The 18,457-nt window shown below is 59.1% G+C and carries 19 protein-coding genes; 9 read left to right on the top strand and 10 right to left on the bottom strand.

The window, feature by feature from the left end:
- Positions 1-436: 436 nt before the first annotated feature.
- The 3 genes from K9U38_RS05550 to K9U38_RS05540 all read right to left on the bottom strand — a co-directional run bounded on the left by K9U38_RS05550 (position 437) and on the right by K9U38_RS05540 (position 3,759).
- Entirely contained in the window at positions 437-1,009 is a 573-nt protein-coding gene (locus tag K9U38_RS05550; RefSeq protein WP_224493345.1) for a DUF6101 family protein, read from the bottom strand.
- A 348-nt stretch (positions 1,010-1,357) separates the two neighbouring features.
- Positions 1,358-2,773 carry an FAD-binding oxidoreductase gene (locus K9U38_RS05545; RefSeq protein ID WP_224493344.1) on the bottom strand — a complete coding sequence of 472 codons (1,416 nt, stop codon included), beginning with the start codon at positions 2,771-2,773 and terminating at the stop codon, positions 1,358-1,360.
- Positions 2,770-3,759, bottom strand: coding sequence for an L-threonylcarbamoyladenylate synthase (locus K9U38_RS05540; RefSeq protein ID WP_224493343.1), 990 nt, complete (start codon positions 3,757-3,759; stop codon positions 2,770-2,772). The genes K9U38_RS05545 and K9U38_RS05540 overlap by 4 nt, the downstream gene beginning before the upstream one ends.
- A gap of 172 nt (positions 3,760-3,931) precedes the next feature.
- Between K9U38_RS05540 and K9U38_RS05535 the strand changes: the two genes are divergently transcribed.
- Positions 3,932-4,315, top strand: coding sequence for a hypothetical protein (locus K9U38_RS05535; RefSeq protein ID WP_224493342.1), 384 nt, complete (start codon positions 3,932-3,934; stop codon positions 4,313-4,315).
- 34 nt (positions 4,316-4,349) lie between these two features.
- On the opposite strand, the gene glyS is transcribed toward K9U38_RS05535, so the two are convergent.
- The 4 genes from glyS to K9U38_RS05515 form a co-directional block, all read right to left on the bottom strand.
- Positions 4,350-6,644 carry a glycine--tRNA ligase subunit beta gene (glyS, locus tag K9U38_RS05530; RefSeq protein WP_224493341.1) on the bottom strand — a complete coding sequence of 765 codons (2,295 nt, stop codon included), beginning with the start codon at positions 6,642-6,644 and terminating at the stop codon, positions 4,350-4,352.
- The gene (locus tag K9U38_RS05525; RefSeq protein ID WP_224493509.1) at positions 6,644-7,579 is read right to left on the bottom strand and encodes a glycine--tRNA ligase subunit alpha; all 936 of its coding nucleotides are present in this window, start codon (positions 7,577-7,579) and stop codon (positions 6,644-6,646) included. The genes glyS and K9U38_RS05525 overlap by 1 nt, the downstream gene beginning before the upstream one ends.
- 101 nt (positions 7,580-7,680) lie before the next feature.
- Positions 7,681-9,477, bottom strand: a complete 1,797-nt coding sequence (locus K9U38_RS05520; protein WP_224493340.1) for a tetratricopeptide repeat protein — start codon at positions 9,475-9,477, stop codon at positions 7,681-7,683.
- A 136-nt stretch (positions 9,478-9,613) separates the two neighbouring features.
- Positions 9,614-10,630 carry a polyprenyl synthetase family protein gene (locus K9U38_RS05515; protein ID WP_224493339.1) on the bottom strand — a complete coding sequence of 339 codons (1,017 nt, stop codon included), beginning with the start codon at positions 10,628-10,630 and terminating at the stop codon, positions 9,614-9,616.
- 180 nt (positions 10,631-10,810) lie between these two features.
- On the opposite strand from K9U38_RS05515, the gene K9U38_RS05510 reads away from it, so the two are divergent.
- The 6 genes from K9U38_RS05510 to moaB all read left to right on the top strand — a co-directional run bounded on the left by K9U38_RS05510 (position 10,811) and on the right by moaB (position 14,478).
- The gene (locus K9U38_RS05510) at positions 10,811-11,032 is read left to right on the top strand and encodes a putative signal transducing protein (RefSeq protein WP_224493338.1); all 222 of its coding nucleotides are present in this window, start codon (positions 10,811-10,813) and stop codon (positions 11,030-11,032) included.
- Between the two features lie 3 nt (positions 11,033-11,035).
- A complete protein-coding gene (locus K9U38_RS05505; protein WP_224493337.1) occupies positions 11,036-11,809 on the top strand; it encodes a tRNA1(Val) (adenine(37)-N6)-methyltransferase in 774 nt (257 codons plus the stop codon).
- 108 nt (positions 11,810-11,917) lie between these two features.
- Positions 11,918-12,775, top strand: a complete 858-nt coding sequence (locus K9U38_RS05500) for a S49 family peptidase (RefSeq protein ID WP_224493336.1) — start codon at positions 11,918-11,920, stop codon at positions 12,773-12,775.
- 74 nt (positions 12,776-12,849) lie between these two features.
- Positions 12,850-13,035, top strand: a complete 186-nt coding sequence (locus tag K9U38_RS05495) for a hypothetical protein (RefSeq protein ID WP_224493335.1) — start codon at positions 12,850-12,852, stop codon at positions 13,033-13,035.
- A 2-nt stretch (positions 13,036-13,037) separates the two neighbouring features.
- Positions 13,038-13,940, top strand: coding sequence for a 4-(cytidine 5'-diphospho)-2-C-methyl-D-erythritol kinase (locus K9U38_RS05490; RefSeq protein WP_224493334.1), 903 nt, complete (start codon positions 13,038-13,040; stop codon positions 13,938-13,940).
- Positions 13,924-14,478, top strand: coding sequence for a molybdenum cofactor biosynthesis protein B (gene moaB, locus K9U38_RS05485; RefSeq protein WP_224493333.1), 555 nt, complete (start codon positions 13,924-13,926; stop codon positions 14,476-14,478). Before K9U38_RS05490 ends, moaB begins: the two co-directional genes overlap by 17 nt.
- Positions 14,479-14,485: 7 nt before the next feature.
- On the opposite strand, the gene K9U38_RS05480 is transcribed toward moaB, so the two are convergent.
- Positions 14,486-14,992: a glycosyltransferase gene (locus K9U38_RS05480; protein WP_224493332.1), complete on the bottom strand. Its 507-nt coding sequence runs from the start codon at positions 14,990-14,992 to the stop codon at positions 14,486-14,488.
- Between the two features lie 141 nt (positions 14,993-15,133).
- Between K9U38_RS05480 and K9U38_RS05475 the strand changes: the two genes are divergently transcribed.
- Both K9U38_RS05475 and rnhB read left to right on the top strand, forming a co-directional pair.
- Positions 15,134-16,285 carry a PA0069 family radical SAM protein gene (locus K9U38_RS05475; RefSeq protein WP_224493331.1) on the top strand — a complete coding sequence of 384 codons (1,152 nt, stop codon included), beginning with the start codon at positions 15,134-15,136 and terminating at the stop codon, positions 16,283-16,285.
- A gap of 115 nt (positions 16,286-16,400) precedes the next feature.
- Entirely contained in the window at positions 16,401-17,060 is a 660-nt protein-coding gene (gene rnhB, locus K9U38_RS05470) for a ribonuclease HII (RefSeq protein ID WP_224493330.1), read from the top strand.
- A gap of 204 nt (positions 17,061-17,264) precedes the next feature.
- Here rnhB and K9U38_RS05465 read toward each other — a convergent pair whose 3' ends face one another.
- Both K9U38_RS05465 and K9U38_RS05460 read right to left on the bottom strand, forming a co-directional pair.
- The gene (locus tag K9U38_RS05465; protein WP_224493508.1) at positions 17,265-17,744 is read right to left on the bottom strand and encodes a F0F1 ATP synthase subunit B; all 480 of its coding nucleotides are present in this window, start codon (positions 17,742-17,744) and stop codon (positions 17,265-17,267) included.
- Positions 17,745-17,761: 17 nt separating this feature from the next.
- The gene (locus K9U38_RS05460; protein WP_224493329.1) at positions 17,762-18,403 is read right to left on the bottom strand and encodes a F0F1 ATP synthase subunit B; all 642 of its coding nucleotides are present in this window, start codon (positions 18,401-18,403) and stop codon (positions 17,762-17,764) included.
- Positions 18,404-18,457: the final 54 nt, after the last annotated feature.

Below are 18,457 nucleotides of genomic sequence, written 5' to 3'. Positions count from 1 at the left end.
GGTGCGATCCGAAGACCGCCCGTCCGGCGACTTTTGATCGCGTCCGTTCCGCTTGGGGGGCTTCGGCGGATGCGGTTATCCCGTGCGGATAACCATCACTGCCACCGCCCCTTAAAGTGCTCGTCCAGCACGCGCCGGTCTTAGTACCGGCAGGGGAACCCTTGGACGCAACTTCCCCGGACAGCGGGTGCGTCACCCGCCATCGGAGGCGCCGGCCCTTCTCCCACTTCGAACGGCTCCGGAAGCAGTTCCCACGGGAAGGACGGCAATGAGCATAAGCGAGGTTTGAAGGGCGTGGATAAGTTTCACTGAATATTTTCGCGGCAAGCATTGTGGATCCTCGGGTTTAACCCGAGGACCGAGGATGACGGCATTGATGGCCAAGGTTCGTCCTCCAGCATTTGAAGGTCCTGCACCCACGCACAATCGCTCAAACCTAATTCACGCCCTGGGCGATTATCTCTTCGCCCCCGATGACAAGCCGCAGGCCAAGATTGCCCATCTTGCGGCGGGCGAGAAAGCGCGGACGGCGGCGGCGCGATTCCCTGCCCTGACGGCGTTCCTTTGGCGTCGACACGGTTACCGGGCCGATGCTTTGCTCGAGCTGCCTCGCAACACCGTCCTCTTCGACCAGCATCATGGGGAGCTTGAACAGCGTCGACCAGGCACGCCAGTCGGCGGCGATATCGTTGAGATCGTGGGCGACGAGCAGCGGCACCGACAGGTGGGGGTCGGTGTGCATGAGTTCGAGCGTCACTGTAATGTCGCCGAGATCGTCTTCCACGGCACGGGCCGTCACGCCAAGGAAGGCGCAGGCCGGCAAGGCCAGGGAGACCGGGAGGTGACTTGCAGGCAGCAAGCGCTTCACCACTGCACCTCGCTCGTGCAATGTGAAGATGATGTCGCCACGGTCATCGCGCGTGGCATAGGTGACCGTCTGGGGTAGATGGAATGGGTCAAGCCGGAACTCCCGGCCTGCCCAAACCGGCTTTGCTCCGGTTTTGCTCATGTGACGCCTTCTGTCGATCCTGAGAGCCGGTTTTCCGGTCTTCTCTTTGTATTTCCCTGTAGAGCGGACCATGTTTCTGGTCTCGTATGGGGAAACAATAAGCGCCAACTTTCCCAATCCCGCTTAACGAACTGGGTTAACTGTTTCTGATCAGATGGAATGGTTATCGAAACCCAACCGGGTCGAAGAATTTGGTAAGGTGAATGAATGAAAGGTTTGCGAATTCAGAGCTTTTGACTGAGATGCGCACCCTTCTCCGTCATCGTCAGTCCTCGGGTTTAACCCGAGGATGACGGTGAGGAGGGCGATGGCGGAGAACGGTTGTGACAGAGAGGTGGGCAAAGGGCTCTAGATCACTTTTCCGGGATTCATGATGCCAGCAGGATCGAAGGATTTCTTGATCCGGCGCATAAGGTCGAGCGCCACCGGCGATTTCGTTTCCGACATTTCCTTGCGCTTCAACTGGCCGATGCCATGTTCGGCAGAAATCGAACCATTGTATGTGCGGACAATGTCATGGACCCGTTTGTTGACCTCAACCCAGCGCGCAAGAAACGCTTCCTTGTCCGCGCCGACCGGCTGGGAAATATTATAGTGAAGGTTGCCGTCGCCCATGTGGCCGAAGCAAACAATGCGCGCGCCGGGAATAAGTTCGAGCACCGCCACATCGGCTTCGGCGATGAACTCGGGAATTCTTGCGACGGGTACAGAAATATCGTGCTTGATCGAGCCGCCTTCCGGGCGTTGCGCGTGCGACATCGCTTCGCGCATATGCCAGAACGATTTCTCCTGAGCGGTGCTGTCGGCAATCGCGGCATCCGCGACAAGACCGGCCTCATAGGCCTCCACCAGAATTGCCTCGATGGTCTCACGAGCGTCTTCGGCAGATCGCGACGAAGAAATGTCGATGAGCACGTACCAATTGTGCGGTGCCTCCAGGGGATCGCGCACGCCGTCCGTGTGGGCAACGGAAAACTCCACACCGATCCGCGGCATCAGCTCGAAGCCTGTCAGCGAAGGGCCCGCATGACTCTGGGCGATGCCGAGCAGATTCAGCGCATCTTCCGGGCTGGCGAGACCGGCATAGGCAACGCCCTTGCCTTTCGGCAGGGGATAGAGCTTCATCACCGCGGCCGTGATCACGCCGAGCGTGCCCTCGGCTCCGACAAACAGGTCTTTCAGGTCGTACCCGGTATTGTCCTTCTTCACATAGCGCAGATCATTGAGTATCTCGCCCGTCGGCAGGACAACTTCGACACCAAGACAAAGCTCCCGTGTATTCCCATAAGCCAGGACTGCGGTGCCGCCTGCATTGGAGGAAAGGTTGCCGCCAATCTGGCAGGACCCTTCCGAACCGAGCGACAGGGGAAACAGCCTGCCTGCCTGCTCGGCCGCTTCCTGCAGGGTTTTCAGGACGACACCTGCTTCCACGATGGCCAGATTGCCGGATGGATCGACTGAACGGATACGGTTCAGCCTTGATAGTGACAGGATGACCTGGCTACCGCTGTCATCGGGCATCTGTCCTCCGACGAGGCCGGTATTGCCGCCCTGGGGAACGATGGCCGTTCCGGTTTGGGTGGCGAGTTTGAGGATCGCCGAGACTTCCTCGACTGCCGAAGGACGCAGCACAAGCGAAGTGCTGCCACCGAATTTTTCCCGCGGTTCGATCAGATAGGGCTCGATATCGTGCGCATCGCGAAGCGCGTTCTTCTCTCCGACAATTGCAACGAAACGCTCAACGAGGTCGGGTGTCAGGCTCATTTTATCTGTTCCACAGTCATAGAGGAGGTCCGAGGCGCAGCCGCTCGGACCAGACGATCGTTGATGGCCTCGCCAAGTCCGTTGAAGGGGATGGGTTCAACGGCGATCACGGCACTGCCTGAAGCATCGAGGCGTTTCATATAGTCAAAGAGATTGGCGGCGGCTTCACGCAGATCGCCGGTTTCGCTGAGATTGAGGCTTGCTGCTGCCGCCTTGGCGCCGCTCACACGCTGCGGACCGAAGGCGAGCAATGCCTCCCCTGCCCGCACCTCGTGCACATTGAGCCGCACACCTGCCAACGGAGCGTAATGCGAGGCCAACATGCCCGGTGCTTCGATGGCAGAGCGCTGGTCGATGCGTTTCAATGTCCCGGCGATGACGGCTTCAATGTCCTCCGCGGCAAGTCCGCCTGGACGAAGCAGCTGAACGGTATTGCCGTCTACCTTGACGATCGTCGATTCCAGCCCAACCTCCGACGGGCCGGCATCAAGGATCAGCGCGATCCTTCCACCCAGATCATCCTCGACGGCAGTCGCGCTCGTTCCGCTGATCCTGCCGGACGTATTGGCGCTTGGAGCAGCCAGTGGCCGGTCGAGGGCGGCGATGATCCGCGCCGCAACGCCGCGCGGCATGCGCAGGGCGATCGTATCGAGCCCGGCCGCAACCAGTGGGTGAATGTCCGTGTCTGGACGCAAAGGAAGCACAACCGTCAGGGGTCCCGGCCAGAACGCATTCATCAATCGCCGCGACAGCGGATCGACCACGGCATAGCGTTCGGCCATGGCGATATCGGAAACATGGCAGATCAATGGGTTGAAATGCGGCCTGCCCTTGGCCTCGAAGATGCCTGCAACCGCATTGCCATTAGTGGCATCGGCGGCCAGCCCATAAACGGTTTCCGTTGGGATGGCGACAAGCATCCCCGCGGCAAGCGCATCGGCTGCCGTTCGGATTGCCTGCTCATCTGTGCCTATGATCCGGGCCAAGGAAATCTCCGATCGTCGGCATTGCCTACACGAAGGCGATGACCTGCCGCAAGTACCGGCTGATGAACACACCGAATGAGGTCATGATTAAAATTGGAGCGATCCTGAATAAGGGTTGGCAATGAATCGCTGCTAGGAGTTTCTCAACAAAACGAACAGGGGACGACCTGCCATGCTTCGCCAGATGATTGCCGCAACCGCCATGACGCTACTGGCCGTGTCCGCCCAAGCGGGCGAGTCTATCAGGGTCATGGGCGCAGCCGCCAAGCCAAACTCCGTCTCCTATATTGGCTATGACAGTTTCGACGCGAACGGCAATCCAATCTGCACACCTTGCCTGGCCAAACGCGCCGAAGAGGCCGCCCGCCTCAAGGCCTATGCGGAGCGGCGTGAGCGCTCCCGCCAATACATGGCGCGACTGCAAGGCAATGGGGCTCCCGCAGGTCCCACGTCGATGATCGCCGCCAATGCCGCACCCCTCGTTCCTGCCGGTGAGGCCGTGCCCGAAAAGTCGATTACCAGCGTCACCGAGACGCCGCTACGCGCCGGCATGTAGGAAACCGGCGCGAGGTTTCGCGCCTAGCCTTTTGTTATCCAACGATTTTCGAGAAGTCCGCGACGGTGTTTGTTGCCGTCCGGATTCGCGAAAGAAGTGCCAGACGATTGGCGCGGATATCAGGATTCTCGTCGTTAACCAGCACTTTCTCAAAAAATGAATCAACCGGTTCGCGCAGAGCGCTAAGTGCGATCATGGCACCGGAAAAGTCTTCCTTTTGAATCGCTTGCGCAGCCTGGCTCTCAGCCTGATTCACCGCAGCATGCAGCAGCTTTTCCTCGTCGAGATTGAACAGGGCCGGATCGACACGATCGGATATGACCGTGCCCTTCTTCTCTTCGGCGCTCAGGATATTCGCCGCGCGCTTGGTGCCGGCGAGAAGGTTCTTCCCGTCTTCCGTGTTGAGAAACACAATCAAGGCTTCGACTCGGCGGGCAATCAACAGGAGATTGTCGGCGTCCTCGGTCAGGACGGCATCGATGAGATCGTGACGCGCGCCGAGGTCGCGCAGATGCACCTTCAAGCGCTCGTGGAAGAAGCCGAGAAGATCAAGAAGGGTTGGCCGGGCCCGCTCGGAGACCTGGCTGCGCACACGCTTTTCGAAGCCCGAAATGGCGTTGATGACGTCTTCCTCACCATCCACGTCGCCGGTCTGCTGTGCTGCCTGCGTTTTTTCGAAATGTTCGACGCTCTGCTCGATACTGTCTTCGCGCAACTGGGCAAACGCCGCCAGGAACACGGGCAACAGTTCGAATTTCCAGTCGCTGGAAAGCAGCAAACGAATGACTCCAAGGGCCGCGCGGCGCAGGGCGAACGGATCCTTCGAGCCGGTCGGCTTCTCATCAATGGCCCAGAAACCGACGAGCGTATCGAGCTTGTCGGCAAGCGCAACTGCGACCGACACCGGATCGCTTGGCACGAAATCGGATGGACCCTGGGGCTTGTAATGCTCTTCGATGGCAGCGGCAACGGAGGGATGCTCGTTTTGCAGCAGAGCATATTTGCGCCCCATGCCGCCCTGCAATTCGGGAAACTCCCCGACGATTTCCGTCGTGAGGTCCGCTTTGGCCAGTACCGCCGCGCGCATGGCCAATGCGGGATCGGCCCCGACCAGCGGTGCGATTTCGCGCGCTAGCGCCCTGATGCGGGTAACGCGTTCACCTTGCGTCCCAAGCTTGGCGTGGAACGTAACGTTCAGCGCATCGAGGCGCGCCATGCGCTGGTCCAGCGGCTTCTTCAGATCGAGGTCGAACCTGATGGCCGCTGCGGCAAGCGTGTGCATGTCCGGCAGGTCATGCTGATCGGTATTCCAGAAATACAACGCATCGGAGAGACGTGCCCGCACGACCTTGCCGTTGCCATAGGCGATTTCGCGCCCGCCATCCGTAGCCTCGATATTGGAGACGAGGATGAACTTGTTCGACAGCCTGTCGGGATCGCCCTGCTTGCGGGTTACAAAGCATTTCTGGTTGGTCTTGATTGTGAGGCGAATTACCTCCGGTGGAATGGCGAGGAATTCTTCCTCAAACTCACCCATCAGCACCACCGGCCACTCGACAAGGCCTGATACTTCGTCAAGGAGCCCGTCGTCCTCGACCAGTTCAAGCCCGGATGCAAAGGCAATATTATGGGCGTCGGAAAGGATGATTTCCTTGCGGCGATCCGCATCAAGCACCACCTTGGCCTTTTCCAGTTTTGCCACATAGTCGTCAAACCGGCGCACGGTAATCGGCTTGCCGTCGCTCAGGAAGCGATGACCGTAGGTGACATTGCCTGCCCGCAGGCCATCGATCTCGAAATCGACGACAACCGGCTCCTCGGTTTCCGGTCCGAAAGTGCAGAGGATGGATTGCAGCGGGCGCACCCAACGCAGGCTGCCCGGCTTCGATGAAGCAGCGCCCCAGCGCATGGATTTCGGCCAGGGAAATTCACGGATGATCCTTGGCAACAATTCGGCGATGATTTCCTCGGCAGCACGGCCAGGCCTCGTAAGGTGGGCAACGTAGAAATCACCTTTCTTCGAGTCCGTATGGACATGCGCTTCGGAAATGTCCGCAAGGCCCGCGGAGCGCAAGAACCCGGCTATGGCCTGTTCGGGCGCATTCACGCTCGGCCCCTTGCGATCCTCATGCACGTCCTTGGAACGGGCATTGACGCCCCGGATGTCGAGCGTGAGGCGGCGCGGCGTCCAGTAGTCGCCCGCGGCCTCGTAGGTAAGGCCGGCCTCGACCAGCCCGTCGGTCACGAGCTTCTTCAGATCGCCCGCAGCCTTGCGCTGCATGCGTGCGGGGATTTCTTCCGAGCGGAGTTCGAGCAATAGATCAGGCATTATACGGACTCGCTTTTGAAATTAGCGCCACCGGCTTCCGTCAAAAGGAAGGCTTCGCCGCACTGCCGGGCGAGGTTGCGTACGCGCAAAATGTAGCTCTGCCGCTCGGTGACCGAGATCACACCGCGCGCATCGAGCAGATTGAAGGCGTGGGATGCCTTGATGCACTGGTCATAGGCCGGCAGCACCATCTTGTGCAAAGGGCTATTGCCGCCGTCCCTCGGGCTGCCCGCCTTCAGCAGCGCCTCGCATTCTGCTTCCGCATCCTCGAAGTGACGCAGCAGCGTGCCGGTGTTGGCGTGCTCGAAATTATGTCTGGAATATTCCTGCTCGGCCTGGAGGAAGACATCGCCATAGGTGACCTTCTCATCGCCCTCAAGCCCGTTGAAGTTGAGGTCGTAGACATTGTCCACACCCTGCACATACATTGCGAGGCGTTCCAGACCATAGGTGAGCTCGCCGGAAACCGGCGCACACTCGATACCGCAAACCTGCTGGAAATAAGTGAACTGCGATACTTCCATGCCGTCGCACCAGCACTCCCAGCCAAGGCCCCATGCGCCGAGTGTCGGGCTTTCCCAGTCGTCCTCGACAAACCGGATGTCATGGACGAGCGGGTCAAGGCCAATAGCCCGCAACGAACCAAGGTAAAGTTCCTGCAGGTTGGCCGGCGATGGCTTCATGATCACCTGGTATTGGTAATAATGCTGCAGCCGGTTCGGGTTTTCACCGTAGCGCCCATCCTTGGGGCGGCGCGAGGGCTGGACATAGGCTGCTTTCCAAGGCTTCGGCCCCAACGAACGCAACGTCGTGGCCGGATGGAATGTACCGGCGCCAACTTCCATGTCGTAGGGCTGCAGGATCACGCAGCCTTGCTCGGCCCAGTAATTGTGGAGCGTCAGGATGAGACCCTGGAAGGAACGGGTCGGCTGCATGTGATCGGTCAAGGAAGAAGTCACCGGACGGCCTTTTTGACGAGAAGGAATGGAGTGCACGTCCTAAGACTTGCACTCAAGCCGGTCAAGCGGTGAAGCGTTCAGCCCTTCTTGTCGGGAGCCGGCGCGGGGGCCGGTTCCACAGGCTTCGGCTCGTCGACACCGTTCTTGGCAACACCCGCATCTTTTTCGTCCGGAAGGCCGTTCTTCAGCTTGTTCTCGATCTTCGCCAGTTCTTCAGGCTCTGGCTTGGCGTCGCGGGCATGCGCCCACTGGAATGTGGCCTCAAGCTTGCGTCCCGCGCGCCAATAGGCATCGCCCAGATGATCGTTGATCGTTGCGTCCTCGGCGCGCAGCTTGACCGCCTGCTCCAGCTGGGTGACGGCTTCATCGTAGCGGCCGAGCCGGTAATAGGCCCAGCCGAGAGAATCGACGATATACCCATCCTGTGGCCTGACCTCGACAGCTCTCTTGATCAGATCAAGCCCCTGCTCAAGCTTGATGTTCATGTCGATCCAGGAATAGCCCAGATAGTTGAGAACCTGGGGCTGGTTCGGAAAGAGTTCGAGCGCCTTCAGGAAGTTCGGCTCGGCCTTGTCCCATTCCTTAAGCCGCTCGTAGGCTATGCCGCGCTGATAGAAGATCGTCCAGTCGTTGCGGACCGGGGCCTCCAGCTGGGCGACAGCCTTGTCATAGGTATCGGCTGCCTTCCTGTAGTCCTTGTCCTGCGAGTAAATGCTGCCGATTGCGAGATAGGTACGCATGTCCCTGGGATCACTGGCAAGCAGGCCATTGAGATGCTGGATTGCCTCGTCATTGCGCTTGAGGATTGCGAGATTGATCGCAAGCTGCATTTCGGCGTCGCGGCGGTAGGCAGAATCATTGGAAATACGGCCAAAGAAATCGATCGCCTTGTCCGGCTGATCCAGTTTCGCACTGATATCGCCGAGCTGGTAGAGCGTTGCATCATGGTCAGGACGCAATGGCAACGACATCTGCAGATAGAGCTTGGAAAACGCCTCGCCACCATTGCGGTTGATGGCGGTGGCAAGCGTATACAGGACTTCCGCTGCGCCCTGTTGCGGCGTCTGTATCAATGGCTTGACTGTCTTCGCCGTCGCCAGCTGCTCGCCAAATTCGACAAGGACCATGCGGCCAGACAGCACTTCCGTGGCTTCCTTGACCAGGGCTTCGGCGCCCGCCTTGTCGCCCGACCGCATCTTGAATGATGCATAGGCTTCGACCAGGCGTTCATAGGTGTCCGGAGCGGCGGCCACATTGGCCTTGTCCTCGAGCGCGGCCTGGTAGAAAGCCGCTGCCTTGTCCTTCTGCCCGGCCATGTCTGCGATCAATGCGGAGTTATAGGTCTTGAACAGGCTGAAGCCTTCGGGGCCCTGCAGCTTGTCGATCATGGACAGGGCTTCGTTCGGCTTGCCGGCCCCGGCCTTGGCCCAGGCGGCAATCAACCCGGTGATCATGCGGTCCAGGTCCGACTGGAGCGACAGCATCATCAACGTGTTGACTTTCTGGTACTGCTTTCTGTTCAGAGCATCGATGCCGAGCGCCAGACGGGAGAAACGTTCGATCTCCGGGACGGCCTTCAGCTCATCGGCGATCGGCAGTGCCTGCTTGAACTGGCCGTCGGTCAGGAGGACCAGCAGCAGGCTTTGCCGCAGCTCGGTATTTTTTGGGTCAAAGGCAAGCGCCTGCCGGTAAAAGGAGATGGCGCTGGCAAAATCATTGATGCGCTCCGCCGTACGGGCGGACAGAAACGCTCCGGACAAAGTGCCCGCATTCAATGTCGGCGGATTGCCGGTTGCTGCAGAAGCGGGAAGACTGCCTACAAACGCAGCAAGTGTTGCGCCCATAACGGAGCCAAGCAATTTACTGCGCTGCATATCAAAAACCCTCTTCACTTTCCCAGTCTGAAAATATTTGTCCGAATCTCAGGCAAACCATGGCCTTTTTACGGTTTTCCCTCAAGGTCGCTGAGAATTCGGAAACGGCCTCGCTCTTGCGGACACCCATGCTGCATCAATTGACGCGGCTGATGCAGAAGTCGATCACTTCGAGAAGCGCATCCTTCTGTGGTGACTGATCGAGAGGAGCCAAGGCATCCCGGGCAATCCCGCCAAAATGCCGCGCACGCTGTATTGTATCACCAAGTGCGCCATAACGCGTCATCAAACCTTTGGCCTTTTCCAGCCCCTTGTCGTCATTTGCACCGTTTTCCAGCGCATCCCTCCAGAAAAGCCGCTCTTCCGAAGTACCACGCCGATATGTCAGAACGACGGGAAGGGTAATCTTGCCTTCGCGGAAATCGTCGCCGGTGTTCTTGCCGAGATCCTTGGCGTTGCCGCCATAGTCAAGCGCATCATCAACAAGCTGGAAGGCAAGCCCCAGATTGAGACCATAGGAGCGCAGAGCCTGCCTGTCCGTCCGCGATGCCGATGCGATGATCGGCCCCACTTCGGCAGCCGCAGAGAACAGCGCCGCCGTCTTGGCCTTGATCACCGCGAGATATTCATCCTCGGTCGTTTCGAGATTCTTTGCCGCAGCAAGCTGCATGACCTCGCCCTCGGCAATCACCGAAGCGGAGGTCGCGAGCACATCGAGAGCTTCCAGCGAGCCGACATCGACCATCATCTTGAAGGCCTGGCCAAGCAGGAAATCACCGACGAGAACGCTGGCCTGATTGCCCCAGATCATCCGCGCCGTGCTTTTGCCGCGGCGCAGATCGCTTTCGTCAACGACATCATCATGCAAAAGCGTCGCCGTGTGCATGAACTCGACGCTGGTCGCGAGCTTGACATGGCCATCGCCCTGATAACCGAACATGCGCGCGGCTGCGAGCGTGATCATGGGACGCAGGCGTTTGCCGCCAGACGAGATCAGGTGATTGGCAACTTCGGGGATCATCTCGACGTCAGACCCTGCTTTTGACAGGATAAGCTCGTTGACCCGGCCCATATCCGCTTTCGTCAGATCGATCAGCGGCTGAACAGATCCGGTGCTATTCTTCTTATCGTCAAGATTGACAACGACGCCCAAAACGAAACTCCTAAGGTTCTGGCATGATGCGGCGACACCTTATTTTGACAGGCTATAACCCGCAAGCGGCGAATTGGCGCGCAAAAATAGCACGGGTTACAAATTCGTGATAAGGCCAGTCCAGACGCGCCATTTGCTGGGCGGCAACGGCGACACCCTGGCTTCCATGACGGTAATGACATGATTGAAATAATGCGAACCAACGACCTTGTCGTGATATCCTTCGTCGAATCCTTGCTGAAGGAAGCCGGTATCGGGCACTTTGTGGCCGATTCAAACATGAGCATCCTGGAAGGATCGCTTGGTGTTCTGGCGCGCCGTGTCATGGTTGACGAGAACCGTGAAAAGGAAGCACGGCAGATCCTCAAGGATGCCGGCATTGAACAGGAGCTTCGGGGCTGACCAATGCTCGCCAACGATGCTCCGTATACGATTGACGCATTTCATCGCGGCCGGTTTCATCTGCTTCAGCCCGCAGAAAAGGGACATCGATCTGGTGTCGACGCGATGATCCTTGCGAGTGTCGTGCCGGGAGGATTCCGGGGCCGCCTTGCTGATCTCGGCGCGGGGGCTGGTGCGGCCGGACTTGCTGTTCTCTCGCGGTGCCCCGATGCACGGGCGGCACTGATCGAGCGTTCGGATTTCATGGCCGATTTCGCTCGGCGTTCGCTGGCACTGCCGGAAAACAGTGCATTTTCCGGCCGTGCCGAAGTGATCCAAGCCGACGTCACCTTGACCGGGAGGGCACGGGTTGCGGCAGGTCTCGACGACAACGGCTTTGACTTTGCCATCATGAATCCGCCCTTCAACCCCCCGACTGACCGTTCCACGCCCGATCCGGTCAAGGCGGAGGCGCATGTCATGACGCAAGGCATGATGGAGCTATGGATCAGGACTGCGGCAGCCATCGTCAAACCTGGCGGTGCGATCGGCATCATTGCCCGTCCCACATCGATTGTCGACCTACTGGAGGCGTTGCAGGGGCGATTCGGCGGCCTGGTCATTATTCCCGTGCAGCCAAGACCGCAGGATGCGGCTATCCGCATCGTCATCAAGGGTATCAGGGGCAGCCGTGCCGGTCTGTCACTGCAACCGGCCTTGGTAATGCATCATGAGACAGGAAACGGTTTCACGGAACGGGCAAACGCCATCAACAATGGGCTGGCAGCGTTGTTCTGACCGCCGCCTGCTGTGCCGGGAAAAGCCAACCTTCGGAATCTTTTAGACATTGAGAATTTTAAAGCACCACTTACATGGTTCTAACAAATATAGTGACAGGAGACACGCTTGGCCCGATTCATCCGGAAATTATTGCCCCGCCGCTGGCGCCCCGATTACCTCGAAATCCCCGTTGTGCGCCTCCAGGGCGTGATCATGACGGGAGGCGGCCCATTCCGGCAGAACCTGTCGCTGAGCTCGGCGGCTGCAGTTCTCGAGAAGGCATTTGCCGAAAAGGATGCGCCGGCGGTGGCAATTTCCATCAATTCGCCAGGCGGCTCCCCCGTACAGTCGCGCCTGATCTTCCGGCGCATCCGCGACCTTGCCGAGGAAAAGAACAAGAAAGTCTATATGTTCGTCGAGGATGTCGCTGCGTCGGGCGGTTACATGATCGCAGTCGCGGGCGATGAGATCATCGCCGACCCCTCGTCCATCGTCGGCTCCATTGGTGTCGTCTCGGCCAGTTTCGGGTTTACAGATCTCATCAAGAAAATCGGTGTCGAGCGGCGTGTGCACACAGCGGGCAAGAACAAGGCAACGCTCGATCCCTTCCGGCCCGAGAACAAGGAAGATGTCGAACATCTGAAGGCGCTGCAACTCGAAATCCACGAAACGTTCATCAATCTGGTCAAGGAACGGCGCGGCGAGAAACTTACTGACAACCCCGATCTGTTTACCGGTCTGTTCTGGACCGGAACAAGGGGCCTGGAGCTCGGTCTGGTCGACGGTCTTGGCGACATGCGCTCCTATCTCCGGTCGCAATATGGCCCGAAAACCAAGCTCCGCTTGATTTCAGCGCCGCGGGGGCTATTTGGACGCAAGGCCCCGTCGGTCGATGTAAATCTGGATCAGCTCGGCTCCGGTCTTGCCAATGGGCTGATTGGAGCAGCCGAGGAACGTGCACTTTGGTCGCGCTTCGGTTTGTAAATCGACTATAGACCCGGCCGGGTCCATGCTATGGTAATCGTGTAGTCTGCATCGGCAATCGAGGTTCAAGGACGATGGCACAGTTGATATTTTTCGCTCTTGTGGGTGCCGCAGCCTATTATGGTTACCGTTCCTTCAAGAGAGAAGCACAGCGGGTTTCCCAGCGTGTTCGCGAGGCTGAAAAGGAAGTGCAGAACCACGCGCAGGGTACCCTTGTGCGTGACCCGGAGACCGGCGAATACCGTCTGCGCAAAGATTGATAATGCTGGACCATCTTGATCGCGCGATCAGCCTGGCTGCCCCGGCAAAGATCAATCTCGCGCTGCATGTCACAGGGCGGCGCAGCGACGGCTATCATTTGCTGGACAGTCTGGTGGTCTTCGCGGCCTTCGGCGACAAAGTGATTGTCAGGCACGCCAAGGATGATTCGTTCGAGATGTCGGGCCCGTTCGGATGCGAATTACCGTACGACGGGAACAACCTCGTGATCAGGGCGAGGGACGCACTGCGCCAGCATTTCCCCGGACAGGCGGCGCCCGTCGCCATTCATCTTGAAAAACATCTTCCGATTGCCTCCGGCATTGGCGGCGGATCAAGCGACGCGGCGGCGACAATCCGTTCGCTGGCAGCGCTCTGGGGAATCAAGGCCGAGCCACAGCTACTGGCCGCGATTGGCTTGCGGCTGGGCGCAGATGTCCCCATGTGCCTGCGCGGGAGATCCCTGATTGCGCGCGGCATTGGCGAGGATATCGAGCCCGTCGCCGCCTTCCCCCCTTTGCCGATGGTTCTTGCCAACAATGGCGTGACCGTTTCCACACCACAGGTCTTTGCGGCACTGGAAAAACGCGACAACCTGCCCCTGCCCGCGTTGCCAGCCTTGCAATCCGTTGCCGACGTCTGTGCCTATCTGGCGGAAACCCACAATCACATGTATGGCGCAACCGCAAAATTGGCTCCGGCAATTGCTGACACAATGGACGCGTTGCGCGGTACGCGGGCAAGGCTTGTGCGCATGTCCGGCTCGGGTGGCACCTGCTTTGCCATTTATGACAGCAATGACGATGCCGAAATCGCGGCCGCCAGGCTTCGCCAGCGACACCCGGACTGGTTTGTCGTTGCGACCCGCAGCATCACGGAGGGATCTGAACTTGAGCCGCATCGATGAGACACGCCCTTTTGTGCCGGTCAAGATCGCCGTTCTGACGGTCTCCGATACGCGCAAGCTTGAAGACGACAAGTCCGGCAGCATACTGGCGGAGCGGCTTCTCGCCGCCGGTCACACGCTGGCCGAGCGCGCCATTGTGACGGATGACAGGGACAAAATTCGCGACCGCGTGCTTTCTTGGTCGAAAGACCCGCACATCGATGTGGTCATCACCACTGGCGGCACCGGCTTTACCGGACGCGATGTCACCCCTGAAGCACTGGAGCCGATCTTCGAGAAGCGCATGGACGGCTTCTCCGAGGTGTTTCACCGTATCTCCTACGACAAGATCGGCACCTCGACGATACAATCACGAGCAACCGGCGGCGTGGTCAACGCGACCTTTGTGTTTGTGATCCCGGGGTCGCCAGGCGCTTGCAAGGATGCCTGGGACAATATTCTCCAGTACCAGCTTGATTACCGCCACATGCCCTGCAACTTCGTCGAGATCATGCCTCGCCTGGACGAACACCTGAAACGAACCGGCGGCAAGAGCTGACGGGGCCCTATTTCAGCGCCGCAGGAATGATTTCCGCCCTCAGCCGCTTCATGGCAAGGCCACGCGCCAGATCAACCGCCTTCTTGCCGGGATTGAACAGCGCCATGGACTGGCGCTTGGAAATCAGAAGCCCGTCGGCGAGCGGATTGCCCGGGGAGAAAACCCGGCTCAGAAACGGGCGTCTGTGGGTGTGGGACCGGGTAAAACAGGCTGGTCCCTGCATGCGCTCGATATGGGTTGCCACAGGCTCGATCCAGCCATCAAGCAAACGCGCGCCGGGCTCGAGAAAAAGGAACCATTCGCTCCGCGCCCGCCTGAATCCGTCGATCAGGGTCTGGTCCTGCAGGAAGATACAACCGGCCTGATCTGCTACGCGGTGGGTCTGGTCGACGGAGCCGTGATCGATGACCACCACGTCACTCAGCAAGCCTTCAACGGCACCGCCAACCAGACCACCAAGGGTTCTGGCCAGGAGTTCATCGGAATTCTGGGTTTCAATCAGGACTGAAATCATCAGCAGCAAATATAGTATTGTTAAATGAATTTCCATCCTCCTTTTGGCGAAGATTGTTCTTGCTTTGTTCTGCTTATTTGATAGGAATGTATTCATGTTGCATGAGCGACTCGTTCGCTCACCGTGCCAGGGAGATTGCAAATGAACATCGTCGTGCAAGCGGACAAGGCCGCCTTCGGGCAAGGTCGCGCACAACATGCCAATGTGCTGATCGAGGAGGCCGGGCTGCGGGTTGATGGCGAGCGCCGTCGCGGCCGTGGTGCCGGCATGAATCCGACAGGACGCTTCGAAGCCGAGAGCCGCCATGTTTATGATGATGGCTGGGAAACAATAGAAGATCTGCCGCCCTTCAAGACAGAGGTTCAGGTCGAGAAGCCGAGGACGATCATAACGCGTAACGATTCTCCCGATATCAGCTTCGATCGCTCCATTAACCCGTACCGTGGCTGTGAACATGGCTGCATCTATTGTTTCGCACGGCCGACACACAGCTATATGGGTCTTTCGGCGGGGCTCGACTTCGAATCGAAACTTTTCGCCAAGCCAGATGCCGCCAAGATGCTGGACAAGGAATTGTCACGGCCTGGATATATGGCGAAGACAATAGCAATCGGCACCAATACAGATCCTTATCAGCCGATCGAGAAGAAGTGGCGCATCATGCGCGACATTCTCCAGGTCCTGGAAGCGCACAATCATCCTGTTGGTATCGTTACGAAATCAGCTTTGGTGATGCGCGATCAGGATATATTGGCCCGCATGGCTGAGAAGGGTCTCGCCAAGGTGGCGCTCTCGGTAACCACGCTCGATGGCAAGCTCGCGCGGACGATGGAGCCGCGCGCCTCGACGCCAACGCGCCGCCTGCAGGCCCTGCGCACCCTTTCTGATGCGGGCATACCGGTCAGCGTCATGGTTGCGCCAGTCATACCGGGTCTCAACGATCACGAGATCGAACGCGTTCTCGACAGCGCCCGCGCGATGGGCGCGCTTGAGGCCGGATACGTTCTGCTTCGCTTGCCGCTGGAAGTCAGTCCGATCTTCAAGGAATGGCTGCTGCGCAATTATCCCGATCGTTACCGGCATGTGCTGTCGCTGGTCAGGTCGATGCGGGACGGCAAGGATTACGATGCCGAGTGGGGCAAGCGCATGCGCGGTGAAGGCCCCTACGCCTGGCAGATTGGGCGGCGATTTGAGCTGGCGGCGAAGCGGCTCGGCATGAACCTTTCGAAGAGGCGGCTGCGCACGGACCTGTTCGCGGCCACTCCTGGCAGTGAGCAATTGTCACTGTTCTAATCATAATTCCGTCAGGCAATATCCCCATCCGGCCTGACGTGACCTTGGGTAGCCCACCCCATCAGCTACCCAAGGGCTTGCAGAGAATCAGAACGAATGCGAGTTTCGTCGCAACATGGCTCGATCGCGTTCTGATTCTCTGCTTCTTCCTCTCGAACCTGGCAAACCGGACTTTGCCAGCGAGCGAAAACTCATGCGCAGCGGGATAGACCTTGTCGTCGGCATCGACGAGGCGGGCCGCGGGCCGCTGGCGGGTCCGGTCGTGGCCGCTGCGGTCATTCTCAATCCGAAGAAGATCCCTGACGGTCTTGATGATTCAAAACGCCTGACAGCGCAGCGCCGCGAAGAACTGTTTGAAATCATTACAGATACCGCCTTGGCCTGCGCGGTTGCGAGCGTATCGGCGCCTGCCATCGATGCGACCGATATCCTGAAAGCTGCCCTTGAGGCCATGCGTCGAGCCGTTTGCGGACTTGCCCTTGTGCCGGGCCATGCACTCATCGATGGACGGGACGTCGCTCCCGGCCTGCCCTGCCCCGCTACCGCGCTCATCAAGGGCGACCAGCGCTCCGTATCCATTGCAGCAGCCTCGATCCTTGCCAAAGTGACGCGCGACCGGATGATGGCGCAGACCGGCCGCTATTACCCGCTCTACGGCCTTGAATCCCATGCCGGCTATGCCACCGAGTTTCATCGCAACGCCATGGAAACCCACGGGCCGGTCGTGGGGCTGCACCGCTTCAGCTTCTCGCCGCTGAAGGACCGCCAGATCTAGCAGGTCACTCCGCTCTCAACCTGGTACCTACTGATTTAGCGCTTCAATTGAAATTTTTACCGCATTTCGGCGACTTCTCGGGTCAGATTCGCGGTTTGTACAGCGGTACCCGACATTTTTCGGGCCGAACCTAGCCGGCGGCGGAACCGCGGCAACAAAAAAGCCGCCTTGCGGCGGCTTCTTCGGATTGCATGGTCCCGGTTCTCAGTTGAGGCGGGATTTCACTTCCGTCAGCGACGACTTGAAAAGGTCTGCCGATGTCTTGGCATCGACCTTGTCGGCCAGAATGCGGCTCGCAGCGGCAACGGCGATATCGACGGCAGAAGCACGAACCTCGTTGACTGCCTCGACTTCGGCCTGGGCGATCTTCTGCTCGGCGAGCTTGTTGCGGCGGGCAACATATTCCTCGGTCTTCTTCCTGGCTTCCTCGAGCAGCCCGTGCGCCTCGCGCTGGGCGATGGCAACGATCTCGGTTGCCTCCTTCTCGGCATCCTTGCGCTTGCGCTGATATTCAGCCAGCAGGGACTGTGCTTCCTCGCGCAGGCGACGGGCTTCGTCGAGTTCGTCGCGGATGCGGTCGGCACGGGCGTCCAGCGACTTGCCGACAGTACCCGGAACCTTGAGAAAGACCACGAGCAGAAGGAAGATGATGAGGCCGACCAGGGCGAAGAATGTTGCATCCAATTCCATCGTCGTTCTCCTCAGCTCCGCACGGCTTTGACAGCGGCGGAAATGCTTGCCTTGTCCACGGTTCCGCCGACAATCTTCTTGACGATCTCGTGAGCGGTGTCCTCGGCAATCGTGCCGACTTCCTTCATTGCCTTGTCCTTGATGGCAGCAATGCTGGCCTCGGCCTCACTCAGCTTCTTTTCAAGTTCGGCAGAGATCTTTGCCTGTTCCGTGTCAGCTTTGGCCTTGGCCTCGTCCTGGGCGGCCTGGGCAATACCGCCGGCTTTCTTCTTGGCATCAGCGAGTTCCTGCTCGTAGGCAGCAAGGGATTCGTCCGACTCCTGCTTCATGCGCGCGGCCTCATCAAGGTCGGTGCTGATGCGATCACGGCGGGTCTCGATGATGCCGCCGATGCGTGGCAGGATCACACGGGACAGGAACAGGTAGAAGACCGCAAATGTCAGGGCAAGCCAGAGTATCTGCGATGCAAAATGGGTAGAGTCGAAGGGCGGGAATACACCGGTCTCATGAGCGACACCGGTTTCGGTGTGCGTCTCCGTGGCATGGGCGTCAGGCGTGGTCCCCGGAGCAGCCGGGTCGGTAGCGCCGTGGGTTTCGCCCTGAGCGACGATGGTATCGGTTGTGGATGCGGCATGAGCCGAAGACACAAACATTTATTGCCCCCTTGGGTTCGGGCCAAGCCCAATCATGAAATAGCATGCTGGCCG

Origin of the sequence: Phyllobacterium lublinensis (genome assembly GCF_020164435.1) — a bacterium.
Taxonomy (GTDB): Bacteria; Pseudomonadota; Alphaproteobacteria; order Rhizobiales; family Rhizobiaceae; genus Phyllobacterium; species Phyllobacterium lublinensis.
This window is presented reverse-complemented; position numbering and strand designations above follow the sequence as displayed.